This is a genomic window from Prolixibacteraceae bacterium (assembly GCA_019856515.1).
GTDB lineage: Bacteria > Bacteroidota > Bacteroidia > Bacteroidales > Prolixibacteraceae > Halosquirtibacter > Halosquirtibacter xylanolyticus.
The window spans coordinates 3,955,833-3,969,902 of sequence record CP082230.1 but is presented as its reverse complement, the minus strand read 5'-3'; the positions used below and the strand labels follow the sequence as shown (position 1 = coordinate 3,969,902).

At 36.5% G+C, this 14,070-nt stretch carries 9 protein-coding genes; 7 read left to right on the top strand and 2 right to left on the bottom strand.

The window, feature by feature from the left end:
• The first annotated feature begins 72 nt into the window (after positions 1 to 72).
• On the top strand, positions 73 to 1,368 hold the full coding sequence (locus K5X82_14610; protein ID QZT36477.1) for a TolC family protein: 1,296 nt from the start codon (positions 73 to 75) through the stop codon (positions 1,366 to 1,368).
• A 94-nt stretch (positions 1,369 to 1,462) separates the two neighbouring features.
• Here the strand turns inward: K5X82_14610 and K5X82_14605 are convergent, their stop codons facing one another.
• Both K5X82_14605 and K5X82_14600 read right to left on the bottom strand, forming a co-directional pair.
• Positions 1,463 to 2,170 carry a response regulator transcription factor gene (locus K5X82_14605; GenBank protein ID QZT36476.1) on the bottom strand — a complete coding sequence of 236 codons (708 nt, stop codon included), beginning with the start codon at positions 2,168 to 2,170 and terminating at the stop codon, positions 1,463 to 1,465.
• 31 nt (positions 2,171 to 2,201) lie between these two features.
• Positions 2,202 to 3,797 (bottom strand): HAMP domain-containing histidine kinase, encoded by a 1,596-nt coding sequence (locus K5X82_14600; GenBank protein QZT36475.1) that lies wholly within the window; start codon positions 3,795 to 3,797, stop codon positions 2,202 to 2,204.
• A gap of 1,554 nt (positions 3,798 to 5,351) precedes the next feature.
• On the opposite strand from K5X82_14600, the gene K5X82_14595 reads away from it, so the two are divergent.
• From K5X82_14595 to K5X82_14570, 6 genes are all read left to right on the top strand, one after another.
• Positions 5,352 to 6,941, top strand: a complete 1,590-nt coding sequence (locus K5X82_14595) for a choice-of-anchor J domain-containing protein (GenBank protein ID QZT36474.1) — start codon at positions 5,352 to 5,354, stop codon at positions 6,939 to 6,941.
• A 985-nt stretch (positions 6,942 to 7,926) separates the two neighbouring features.
• Complete coding sequence (gene nadB, locus K5X82_14590) at positions 7,927 to 9,471, top strand: L-aspartate oxidase (protein ID QZT36473.1); 1,545 nt, start codon at positions 7,927 to 7,929, stop codon at positions 9,469 to 9,471.
• A gap of 70 nt (positions 9,472 to 9,541) precedes the next feature.
• Positions 9,542 to 10,381 (top strand): carboxylating nicotinate-nucleotide diphosphorylase, encoded by an 840-nt coding sequence (gene nadC, locus K5X82_14585; GenBank protein ID QZT36472.1) that lies wholly within the window; start codon positions 9,542 to 9,544, stop codon positions 10,379 to 10,381.
• A 1-nt stretch (position 10,382) separates the two neighbouring features.
• Positions 10,383 to 11,108 carry a type III pantothenate kinase gene (locus K5X82_14580; protein ID QZT36471.1) on the top strand — a complete coding sequence of 242 codons (726 nt, stop codon included), beginning with the start codon at positions 10,383 to 10,385 and terminating at the stop codon, positions 11,106 to 11,108.
• Positions 11,098 to 12,408 carry a hypothetical protein gene (locus K5X82_14575; GenBank protein QZT36470.1) on the top strand — a complete coding sequence of 437 codons (1,311 nt, stop codon included), beginning with the start codon at positions 11,098 to 11,100 and terminating at the stop codon, positions 12,406 to 12,408. Before K5X82_14580 ends, K5X82_14575 begins: the two co-directional genes overlap by 11 nt.
• Positions 12,409 to 12,443: 35 nt before the next feature.
• Positions 12,444 to 14,069 carry a tetratricopeptide repeat protein gene (locus K5X82_14570; GenBank protein ID QZT36469.1) on the top strand — a complete coding sequence of 542 codons (1,626 nt, stop codon included), beginning with the start codon at positions 12,444 to 12,446 and terminating at the stop codon, positions 14,067 to 14,069.
• Position 14,070: the final 1 nt, after the last annotated feature.

The window sequence follows — 14,070 nt, the reverse complement described above, 5'->3', positions numbered from 1 at the left end:
TCATAACACTCTTCTACTTATAATGAAAATTATAAGTGGAAGAGTGGGTTTACACTTCAAAAGAAGAATATAATGAAGATACTATTTAGATGTTTATGTTTGTTTTTATTGCCATTAGGAGCATGGGCACAACAACCTCTCTCATTAGAAGAAGCAATTCAGAGAGGGTTAGAGAACAACTATGATATCAGGATTCAAGACAAAGAGGTAGCAAAGGCTACCACACTTAACAGTTGGGGACAAGCTGGAAGATACCCATCTATAACCTTTGTTGGCAAAGGAACCAACCAAGATAATTATTCTCCGACCCTTTCACATCAATATAGTGTTACAGGTGGGGTAACATTAAATTGGGTACTATTTGATGGTTTCCGTATTAATATTACCAAAGCAAAACTAGCAGATCTACAGAAGTTCTCTGAAGGCAATGCAATGGTTATAATAGAGAATACAGTTCAAAGTATTATTTTAGGATACTATCAGTTGTTACAGAACCAGTCCGAAAAGGAAGTACTTGCACGTGTAAAGCAACTTTCATACGATCGATTAAAGTATGTGGAAGAGCAACGTAAAGTCGGTACATCGGTAAAATTTGATTACTTACAAGCGAAGAATAACTATTTGGCCGATAAAGCGAAGTTATTAAGTCTTAGTGTTACGACACAAAACTTAGAACGTAACTTAGCATATCTAATGGGAGATGATAGTTCTGTTTCGTATAAGTTAACGACTCCATTAGAAGTTCCCAAAGCGGACTATGTAATGATTGATTTGGAACAGAAGATGAGAAGTTCGAACCGTAACCTTATCAATCAATATTTATCACTTGCTGTTATTACAGATGACTACCGCTTATCAAAGAGTGGAGACTATCCTTCGGTTAATGTAACGGGATCTTATAATTATGGACATGGTTGGTCTGACGCATCAGGTTCGATGGGCAATGCCCCTGTAAGTAATCTCTTTATTGAGATGGGTGTGAGATACAATTTGTTTAATGGAGGTATTCAGAAACGAGCAAAGAAAGTTGCTAAGTATAATGTAGAGGTACAAGAGCTTAGGACGGAATCTCTATGGCTTGGGCTTAAGAATCAGTTGATAAACCAATTCAACAAGTACATGTTGGAGAGAGAGCTTTTTGAAGTGGCAAATGAAGCTGAGAAGAGTTCTTTATTGAATCTTGAGATTGCCCAAGAGCGATATAATGTCGGAGCAATCAACTCATTTAACTATCGTGATATTCAAATTGCTTATCAGAATGCAGCATTAGGTATGGTTCGATCTAAATATCGTCTGATCGAAACTAACGTAGGCTTAGTTAAATTGACCGGAGGCATATTAAATGACTATACGGAGATAAAGAATTAATCACTACAAGCTAGAGCGTAATAGTATTTTTTTATCCAAAAGAATGGGGAATAGACTCTTCACACAAAAGTCTATTCCCCATCTTTATTTTTTATTAATAAGAGCTAAGATCTGGTCCATCTGTCATAATAAATCCACTTCCATGAATATTCTTAATCTCAATATTTGGATCTAGTTTCATATATTTTCTCAATTTGGTGATAAACACATCCATACTTCTTGCAGTAAAATAGTCATCTTCACCCCAAATCTTCTTCAGTGCAGTCTCTCTAGTCAGCAGTTTATTCTTATGTTGACAAAGAAGTTCTAATAGTGCAGCTTCCTTAGGTGATAACTGTTTGGTTGTATTTCCTGATTTGATCACTCTTGTGATTGGAGAGAAAGAGACTGTTCCAATTCGATACTCCTCCTGCTGTTCCTCTTCTTTGTTTCCTTTACGACTAAGAATTGCTTGAACTTTACAAATCAACACTTCAGTATCAAAAGGTTTAGTAATATAGTCATCCGCTCCAACATGATAACCTTGAAGAATATCTTCTTTCATCGCTTTTGCTGTAAGATATATCAACGGAATATCTTTGTTAATAAGTCGAATCTCTTTGCCTACAGAGAAACCATCGACATTAGGAAGCATGACATCAAGGATACATAAATCATAATGACTCTTCTTAAATGTATCTACAGCTAATGCTCCGTCATTAACCCATGTAACATCGTAGTTGTTGATCTCTAAATATGATTTTAGTACCGTCCCGAAACTAAGATCATCTTCTAAAAAGAATATTCGTGATTTATCTGACATATGTTATTATTTTTAACGCTTTAACCATTTCTTACTTTACGTTTACATAGTGAGGAATATAGACCTCAAATGTACTCCCTTTACCAGGCTCACTCTTCACCGTTACTTTACCTTTATGGGCATCTACGATGGCTTTTACATAGTTCAATCCAAGACCAAATCCTTTGACATTATGGATATTTCCAGAGGTCTGACGATAGAAACGTTCAAAGACTTTATTTTGAACAGAACGACTCATTCCCATCCCCTTGTCTTCTACAGAGAACAGAACACCGCCCTCTTTGTTTCGAGTACGAACAGTTATTTCAGGAGCTTCTGAAGAATATTTATTTGCATTGTCTAGTAAATTATTAATCACACTAGAGAAGTGATTCGGATCAGTAAAAATCATTGGATTCTTTGCATCTGGTTCGAAATAGATACTTCCACCTCTCTGCTCTACTTGTAGCTTAAAGCTTTGTATACACCTCTCAAGAAGTTCATGAACATCAAATTCAGTAAAGTTTAATTCGAGCTCTTTTCTTTCAAAACGAGCAATACGAAGGATCTTCTCTACATGTGAATTCATTCGTTTATTCTCTTTCTTAATCATCTGTGCAAAGAAAGATATCTGTTCTGGATTATCAATAATACGGTCATTCATTATTGTGTCGGCAGCCACACCAATTGTCGCGATAGGAGTCTTGAACTCATGGGTCATATTATTAATAAAGTCATTCTGCATCGCCGATGTCTTTCGCTGCTTCAATATAAGATAAAGACTCAATGCAAAAGTCACAATAATTATTAATGAAAATAGAGTGGACAGTAGCAGCATTCCAACGATAGATCCTACAATATAGTTCTTACGGTGAGGGAAACTAACCCCAAGCTTATAACCCATTCGAAGTATTGCGGATGGAAAGAGAGAGGCGTAAGTTGCTTTTTTACTTTCAAATTCATTAGAAGAGCAAAATAGTCTCTTATTTTGGGCAGACAAGCAGTAGGCATAATCTGTTTTTATTCCTTTATTACGTAACTCTTCATTTAATATTTTATTCACCAACTTAGGGTCCATCTTGTGTCCTTCTTCCCAACTCCTAACTTCATTGGCAACCTTCATCATGAAGCTCTCGATTTCACCCATTTGCTCCATAATGGAACCATTAATATTTTTTAGTTCGACATCTAGACTTCTAGATGCACTCTGAGTTGGACCAACTTGTTGTGTTGCTTTAGAATTACTGCTTTGTTGTATTTGACGCTTTACTTCAGGATCTAAAGGGATGTCAATATGAAGGTTGTTCTGATTCATTTGATTTAGATAGGGGTGAGCCTGAATTTCGACTGTAACCTTACCTTGAGGAATCATATTTTGAGGGACCATTCCCTGTACAATCTGGCCACCCTTTAATAGTAGTTTATTTATATTAAGGGAATCAGAAAAGAGAATATGGTTTGCAAACTCCATCTTCTTATAGTTCTCAAGTCGGCGAGCTGTTTGGTATATCGCATCATTAACGCTACGTTCAAAGATTTCGTTCTTGACGTCTATGGCATTCTTAATCCAATAAATTTGAATACCTGTGATACCAGCCAAAGAGATGGTCATAAGACCAATTAATAAATTAATGTAAGCTTTCTTCATATTGTCCTTTTATTTCTGAACTAGTTCAAAGATAAGTAATAAAAAGGAGCATATTTAGTGTGTTAACTTTTCGTTAACTGTAATTAACCGCGCTTTAACCGCAATGTCTGTTCTTTCACCCTACATTTGTAATGTAACAAATAGGGAACAAGTTCACTTGTTTATTACAGAGTTCTTTTAAATGTTGGGTTTCTGTAAATACCACAACAATCATTGTAGAGATTTCATAGATTTTTTAGATATAGATAGTTGGTTTTAGTTTTGTGTTACAAGATAACACGTTTTTTTCATAAGCAGATATTTTGAGCGGTGGAGGATCAATTACTCCACCACTTTTTTTCTAAAAAAGACTCTACAGTTCTTAGTAATGAGATTTCATAGATTTAGATATAGATATAGATAGTTGGTTTTAGTTTTGTGTTATTATTAATAACACGTTTTTTTTCATAAGCAGATATTTTACTTAGGATAGAACAAGGTTCTATCCTAAGTTATCTTTTTCTCGATTACAAGAACAATAAATTTGATTTCATAGATTTTAGATATAGATAGTTGGTTTTAGTTTCGTGTTTTTAACACGGTTTAGTTAGTTATTAGGTCTTGTTGGTCAAACACTCTGTTTGATCGACAAGATATTTTAAAAAGAGATTTCATAGATTTAGATATAGATAGTTGGTTTTAGTTTCGTGTTCTCAACACGGTTTAGTTAGTTATTAGGTCTTGTTGGTCAAACATACTGTTTGATCGACAAGATATTTTAAAAAGAGATTTCATAGATTTAGATATAGATAGTTGGTTTTAGTTTCGTGTTCTCAACACGGTTTAGTTAGTTATTAGGTCTTGTTGGTCAAACACTCTGTTTGATCGACAAGATATTTTAAAAAGAGATTTCATAGATTTTAGATATAGATATAGATAGTTGGTTTTAGTTTCGTGTTCTCAACACGGTTTAGTTAGTTATTAGGTCTTGTTGGTCAAACACACTGTTTGATCGACAAGATATTTCAAAAAGAGATTTCATAGATTTAGATATATAGATAGTTGGTTATAGTTTTAGTGTTAAGGGGAATAACACGTACTTTGCATTAATTGCAAGTTGGGTTCGAATGATAGTTCATTCGAACCTTTTTTATTTATGCCTAATTATGAATCTACCCCTCAATAGTTTACACGCAGAACAAGACACTACCCTATTAATCATATTGTTAATAAAAGAGTGGACTATACAAAACATTTAATCACAACTCGTGACAAATATTATGTATGTTGTGTAGCACATTTAAATAATATGGGACTCTACCCATATACACACACGCCTGTAAATCAGTAGATTATAAACACAAAATTCACACAACCACGATTATAGGGATAACCCACGTTGGACTATAGTGATATTTCTACTGAACGATTATACCATCGAGTTGAAATTTGAATTATAATATTTGCACTGTTATGCTTTATCATGGTCATGCACCTTTAAAAACTCATGATCAACAAAGAATAAGTTACTGTTCAAAAAAACTAATAGTGTAAATAATAAAATCAATTTGGCTTATGAAAAAAGTTCTACTTTTAATTACTATGTCACTAGTGGCATTTTCAAGTGTATTCGCTCAGGAATCAGTATTATTTTATCCAACTTTAAGATACCTAAAAGGTAGTAATGGAGCCACTCCTGTGACTATTATAGGGAATGCACCAGAAACAGAAAAGATTTGGACTAGGGGTAACAAAATTAGTGAAAGTCTAATTGATTACACACGTCCAGCAGCTACGGATGACTACAAGTACGTAGCAATAACAGCCTTAGAAAGCAACGGAACAACTGTTACCGAAACAGAGTCTTGGTTAGTATTAGATCAAGTCAACCTACAAAATGCAATTGGGGCAGTTAATCTTGACTACTACTACTCTATTCGTAGTGCAGATAAATCAGGTGGACAATCACGAGTACAAATTCTAGCAACAACTGATTTTTCGGGAGACGTTAACAGTGCAAATATTCAAGCAGCAACATGGACTGATATTACTCCTGCTGAATATAAACAAATTGATAACACTGTTGACCCAAAAATAGAATACTACAGACATACGATTGAGCTAGCTCCGTTTGTTGGTAAGAATGTAAGAATTGCCGTCAAATACACCTGTGATTATACTGGTACTAAAGCAGATAATGGTTCTCCATTAATGTTTCGTATAGGTGATATTCGTGTAACAGAACAAGTTGACTACTCGGGCTTCACATCTTCATTATCTGTAGACTTCGAAGATGATTCATATGGTACTGTTGCAGGAGCTGACTTTGGTGGCGCATACGTTGATGGATATCAAATTGGCCCTGTAGGAAGTGAATTCGAAAAACATGCAATTAATCAAGTGGCGGATCTTAATCAACAGAACTTCTATGTTTTCCAATCAAATTCTACTAAAGAGTTTGAAGCTGGAAAATTTGGTATAGATAATAGATATGTAAGACTTACAGGAAAAAATGCCAATCTTAATCGTGTAGCATGGTTTATTTCACCTGAGCTTGACTTAACAAATGTTTCTAATGCATATATGGAATTTAAAAACTCTGTAAGATATGGAACGTTCGCAAATTACAATATTGAACTTCTAGTAATTGAAGGATATACAGGATATGATGGAGATGGAGATCCTGCGGATCAAATCACTGCAACGCATAACATCACATCAAGAGTTACTTGGGGAGAAACGAACAAGGGGTACTATTACACCCCAGAGTGGACAAATTCAGGAAAAGTAAATCTTTCTGATTTTGCTGGAAAAAAAGTACGTTTTGCTTTCAGAACTAATTTCAGTGATGCAACAGCAACTAACTTGTTATTAGATGATATTAACGTATCTACAAAGAAATCTACTTCGACTGCAGTAGGCGATGATAAGAAACAAGCACAATGGACCATTTATCCTAATCCAGTTGTTTCACAATTCAATATCTCAGGAACAGAGCGTATAAACAGAGTAGAGGTTTATAGCATCTTAGGAAATAAAGTGGCAGATCTTACTGTTACAGCACAAGATGGTGTGGATGCTAGCACTTTGGCTCCAGGCTTATATGTAGTGAAACTACATGGGGAAAGAGGAACCGTTGAATTTCAAAAGATTCTTAAGAAATAATACAACTCGATTGTAGATCACATCTATAATTCTATTAAAAGCGTTGTGTGAAGGATAACTCCTTTACACAGCGCTTTTTTATTAGGCTTTTTCCGAAACTTTGTGGATGACCATATTAAATAGAACAATGCTCATATACCCTTATCACATCCGACCACATCAATATCACCTTACTCTGACCAACAAGCTACTTGCTCCTGCTTTTCCCCTGAGATGGCTCGAAGTTCATTCAAAGTTCACTCGAAGTTCATTCATCGATTTCCCTTTTTGGGTGAGGGAATTTCGAATTTTCTTGGTATGACACCCAAGAGAAATTAGGTGATAGTAGCATGTTAGTCAGGTGATGGGGGCTTTAAGAGTTCTTTATGAATCTCGATTTATCTAAAACGTCTTAATCACGCAGGTTGTATCCTTTAGGGCAATATTTCATTGATTCGTGTTCTTCTTCCATCTTGAATTTGTTGTTCAATAATTGTACTGCTTTAATAGGCATCTAAACTCTTCTATGTTACTAGTTTTGGTGAAGGCGATATGTGGTTACCCATCAAATCTCGGAAAGAGCCTTTTTTTATTACCGTATCAATATTTATACACCTTCTTTTCCACACGAACACGTTCCTTAGGTTGAACCGCTAACGATCAATTGTAGAGTTCAAATGGGATACTTTTCTATTACGCCATAAACAGAAGCAAAGTGATTACTGCAGTGGAGTCACGAAAAGGGATAGCACAAGTATCAGACAAATAGATGCTGTTATTAGGTATTATCATCGAATAGACCCAATGGACTTAGGAATTCAGCAACAGTTAAGCAATCAATGAGTTATACAACTAAACCCTATTGAAAGTGAAATGGTGTAACTAACCCGTTACATTACAATCCATATGAGACCTAACTGTTTTCTATGGAAGCATGATCTAAAATAGACATTAGTAAAAAGAAAATACTAATTTTGTATATGGTATAGGGTACTAAAAACAAGCCATGGAAATATTTCATTTCGATTATATTGTCGTAGGTAGCGGATTGGCAGGCTTAGCCACTGCATACCACGCATCCAAATATGGAAACGTTGCAATTCTGACCAAATCCACAGCTCAGACAAGCAACTCTCACTTTGCGCAAGGAGGGATTGCCTGTGTTTATGACAGAGAGGATAGGTTAGAGAAACATGTAGAGGATACATTGATTGCAGGTAGAGAGCTGTGTAATGAGTCGACAGTCAACATACTTGTCAAAGAGGGTGTGGACCGTGTCAAGGAGGTGATTGAGCTAGGTATGCAGTTTGATACAGATGAGCATCATGAGATTATTTTAGGATTAGAAGGGGGACATTCTCACCGTCGGATACTTCATGCTGGGGGAGATGAAACAGGTGCTCGACTGACCTCCTTTATGTTAGAACAGGTTCTGAAACTTGATAATGTGACTATATTTGAAAACATGTCTGCTACCTCTATTCTTCATCGAGACAATCGAGCTTATGGTGTCGTAGCATATCCTCTTTCCAGAGGGGAGTCAAAGGCATTCATCGGCAAGCACATTGTTTTGGCTAGTGGTGGTATATCAAAAGTATATTCTAGATCAACCAACCCTGATACAGCTACAGGGGATGGTATTTCGATGGCCATTGCAGCAGGAGTGGGTGTACAGGACCTTGAGTTTATTCAATTCCATCCATCCGCACTATCGATAGAGGGCAAACCCTCTTTTTTGATCAGCGAAGCGGTCCGTGGAGAAGGGGCATATCTTTTGAACTCTAAAGGAGAGAGGTTTATGGTGGGTCAGCATCCGAATGGTGAACTGGCTCCAAGGGATATCGTGGCTAGTGCAATATTTAGAGAGATGAAAAGTGATTCATCTAATTTTGTTTATCTTAGCCTAAGACATTTAGATGGAGAGAAGATGCGAGAGCGTTTTCAATCTATCAATCGCTTCCTGATGGATTTAGGCATTGACTTCACCAAAGAGGATATACCTGTGGCCCCTGCTGCACACTATATGGTAGGAGGAGTTGCAACGGGAAGTCATGGTGAGACATCGATGAATCATCTATATGCAGTAGGAGAAGTGGCATCAACAGGAGTAATGGGGGCCAATCGACTAGCGAGTAATTCGTTATTAGAATGTTTGGTCTTTGCACATAGAGCAGTAGCTCATTCGACAGCGGAGACTGTGGAGTTTGATCAAGAGGTTAAGATTACAGATATAGCACGTCTATTTCATGCTAGTGAATCGTCGTTAACACAACATCAAGAGATTATTCATGAAATGAGTGTTGTGATGATGCAATATGTGGGCATCATTCGTAATGGCAATTCACTTTCACTAGCACAAGAGATACTAGTGGGACTAAAGGCAAAAGTCATGGAGCCCAATAGCATTGAGGGAATAGCTATAATTCAAAGAATTAACAGTTGTTTATTAATGATCGAGATGGCGAGTTCACGTAAAGAGTCGAGAGGGGGGCATATCCGAAGTGATTACCCCAAAAGTGATGAAGCTTTTAAAGAACATACGAAACATTAATAAAACATTAATAAAATTAAAAAATTATTTTTGCTAGATTGCAAGAAAATCGTAACGCAATAAAAGAACTATGAAGCTAGATTTTGATGACATATCATTTTTAATACATTCAGCATTTGAAGAAGATCTAAAAGATGGTGATATTACTTCTAATAATATCATCCCGCTGGGCAAAGAAGGTAAAGCGTCGATGCGTGCTAAAGAGGATGGGGTAATTGCAGGCCTAGAAGTGGTAAACGAAGTTTTTAATTATCACGATGAAGACATTAATTATAAGCCATTAGTTGACGAAGGACAGTGGGTTAAAAAAGGAGATATTATTGCAGTAATGTATGGACCTTATAGATCACTACTTATTGCAGAGCGAATCGCACTTAACTTTCTTCAAAGAATGTCTGGAATTGCCACAGAGACTCATAAATATGTTGCGGAAACGAAAGGCACAAAAGCAAAAATATTAGATACACGTAAAACCTTACCAGCATTTCGTCACTTAGATAAGTACTCTGTTTTTGCAGGTGGGGGAACGAATCACCGAATCGGATTATACGACATGGTGATGATTAAGGATAATCATATCAAGATGGCGGGAAGCATTACTAAAGCTGTAGAGCAAGTAAGGTTGCATATTCCAAATTCTATAAAGATAGAGGTTGAAACGACCACTTTTGAAGAGGTAGAGGAGGCCGTAGCTTCGGATGTTGATATCATCATGTTAGATAATATGGACAACAACTTGACGCGAAAGTGTGTTGAATTTATTAATGGTCGTGCAAAAGTGGAGGCCTCAGGAAATATGACATTGGATCGTATTGCATCTGTAGCAGAGACTGGCGTTGATTTTATTTCTGTTGGTGCCATCACCCATTCGGTAAAGGCACTAGACATCAGCATGAATTTTGTGGGTTAAGATGAATTTGATCATTGATATTGGGAATACCCGTATTAAATATGCACTTTTCGAAAGTCAGAAGTTGATCCATTTGGAGTCAACTTCTGATTTTGATCTCCCTTTGATAACAAAATGGGTAGAGGATTATCCAATCAAAAGTGCTATCGTTTCGGATGTTCGAGACGTACGTCATCAGATCGAAGCAGATCTCATGAAACTATTATCTAAAGTTTTATTCTTAGATGAAAAAACAACTCTACCCATTAACAATAGCTATCGGACTCCTGAAACACTAGGTAAAGATCGCATTGCTGCCGTTGTTGGTGCATGGAGTCGTTTTCCAAACAGAAATAGTTTAGTTATCGATGCAGGTACAGCGATAACCTATGATTTTATTGATCAAACAGGAACATATTTAGGAGGAAATATTTCTCCTGGATTACAAACTCGTTTTCGTGCACTGCATGATTATACGGGAAAACTCCCACTACTTGAAGTCAAAGCAGTGGAGGAAGAGATAGGGAAAGACACTACCAATGCAATACAGAGTGGTGTAGGGTTAGGATTGACCTTTGAAGTAGAGAAATATATCAGTCATTTTTCAGAAAAATATCATGATCTTCATGTTATTATAACAGGAGGAGATGCTGTTTTCTTTGAAACGATCCTAAAAAATTCCATATTTGTAGACTTAAATGTAACGTTAATAGGACTAAACCGAATCCTCATAGATAATGACAAATAAATTCTACACTTTTTGTTTAGCCATTCTGATGGTTTGTATTTCAAACTACACCATGGCACAGAATAACAATACAAGTTCTCCTTTTTCAGCATTTGGATTTGGAGAGTTATCCAACAAATCCACCGGTAGATCTAATGCCATGGGAGGAACGGCTATTGGTATGCGTTTTCGTGACCAAATTAACCCAGCCAATCCAGCATCTTATACTGCAAGAGACAGTATGTCTATGGTATTCGAAATGGGTGCGAGTGGAAAACAGACTCGTTTTGCAAGCAATGGGGCAGTTAACAATACAAATGACAGTAACTTTGATTACATCGCACTGTCTTTCCGTATACAGAATGGAATAGCTCTAGCTTTTGGTTTACAACCATATACCAATAGAGGCTATTCGATGTCCAGCACACTAAAAGCAGGCACTACAGAAGAGGCTACAGTGCTCTATTCAGGGGACGGCAGTGTCTCTAAATTCTTTTTCGGAACAGGTGTTAAACTATTTAAAAACTTGTCTTTAGGGATCAATGCAAACTATTATTTTGGTACTTTAACAACGAATTCAAGTTCAGACTTTAAGCAAACATTGAGTTCTGACATCTATTTTAATAATACGAATAGGATTAGGGGGTTAGGTGTTGATGCAGGTCTACAATATCAGCTTGATTTGGATCCAGAAGGCAAAGGTCCATATATGGTATTTGGAGCTACAGCTAAATTTAATACTAAATTGAAAAGGGATTATGATATACTAAGATATTATTCTAATCACAACATAACGAGCGGTGGATCTGTAACGAGTACGAATGACACCATACAAAATATGACAGGTAGCTCAAAGGATGTTAATTTACCTTTAGGTCTTGGTTTAGGTGCATCATATAATGTTCCAAACAAATTAACTCTTTCGGCAGACTTCTATATGGAAGATTGGAGTGATTACAATGATAATGTTGGGTATGCAACAAAAGATGTAACTTATGGAAATCGTTACATTGCTGCTGCAGGTGTAGAGTGGATCCCAGAGAAATTCGCTTTAAGAAACTATTTAAAACGAATCTCCTATCGTGCAGGAGTTCGAATGGAACAGGATTACATAAAGATCAACGGCAACAATATTAATACGTATGCTGTTACAGCAGGTATCGGGCTGCCTATTGCACGTCAACGTTCGACGTTAAATATAGGGGTAGAATTTGGAACAAAAGGAAGCTCGACAAGTACAACGTTTAAACAAGACTACACGAAGCTGTATATTAGTTTTGCACTTCATGATTACTGGTTCTTTAAACGTAAGATCGACTAAGAATATAATACGTAGAATTATATATTGAAATCAAAATGAAAGCAATTTTTAAAAGAACACTAATGTTGATGATCGCAATCTCTTTGAGTAGCGTAGCAGCATTAGCGCAAAAGAAAATCACCGGGGTAGTTTACAAAGAAGGTAAACCAGCCGCAGGAGTGGAAGTGTCTGCACACAAATCGAAAGACTCGTTTTTTACTAGTTTCGATGGCAAGTATGAACTAACGATCTCTTCGAAATCAAAATATATTCGTTTTGCATTTCCAGACAAAGAGGAGAAGTTAGACATCGAAGGTAAAGAAGGGAATGTTTTTAACTATAACTACGGTGGAAAGCCATTTGAGGCACCAAAAGCTGCAGTAGGTGGTGTGAACTTAGGCTCACATTCTGAGTTAGCTAAAGCCAAGAATGCAGACTATACTAGAAATTACAGCTTATTCTCTGATTTCTATAAACAAAAGGATTATAAGAGCGCATTGAAGCCATGGAAGATTCTTTACACTAAGTATCCTAAATCATCAGTTAACATCTATATCAAAGGGGTTAAGATGTATGATGCTTTCATTAACCTTGCTTCTACTAAGAGTGAGATTGATGAGTTGATGAACAAAGAGCTAGAGATCTATGACCAACGTGCTAAATACTTCGGTAAAAAAGGATATATTGAAGGACGAAAAGCAATTAGTTATCTTCAGCACATGTACAATAAAGAGAACATGACTGACGATCAACTAAAGGTGGTTTGCAAGAAAGGTTACACGATGCTTGATGCATCAATTAAAGAACAAGGAAACAAGTCGCAAGCAGCAGTTATCCTACTTTATATGCAAGTTTCTGGAGATCTTTACCGTATAGGAGAGTTGAGCAAAGAGCAGATGATTAAGAACTACGATACGACCTCTGCGATCATCGATGCAAATGATGAAACAGAAAGTGATTCATTCAATACGATTAAGTCTTCAATAGACAAAATGGTAGTAAGAAGTGGAGCACTAGATTGTGAATCTATCGTTGCTATTTACGAGCCTAAGATTAAAGCAAATCCAGACGATATCGCGATGCTAAGAAAGATGATGAGATTATTCCGTCGTCAGGATTGTACAGATAGTGACCTATTCAATGAAGGAGCTGAACGTCTTTATTCTCTTGAACCATCAGCTGGATCTGCGATCTCAATGGCACAGCGTTATATGAGAAATCAAGAAGCGGACAAAGCTATCGAGTATTTGAACAAGGCTCTTGAGATGAATAAGACAGAGAAGAATATTGCTAATGATTTCTCTGCAAATTACTATTTAGGTGCACTTTATTACCAAAAAAGTTCTTTTGGCAAAGCCCTTAAGTATACTAAATTAGCTATCAAAGCGGATCCAGAAGAGGGGAAAGCATATATTCTTGCAGGAAATATCTTAGCAGTGGGTTCAAAAACATACGGTAAGAGTAGTTTTGAACACTCAATGGTATTCTGGTTGGCTTATGACTATTTCGCAAAAGCAAAACGAGTAGACCCATCTGTTGCAGCAGAAGCTCAAAAGAAGATGTCTACTTACAAGAAATATTTCCCTGAGAAGAATGAGTTATTCTTCCAAGGATATAAATCAGGACAAACAATACAGCTTGGTGGATGGATTAACGAATCAACCAAAGCTAGAAATAAATAGT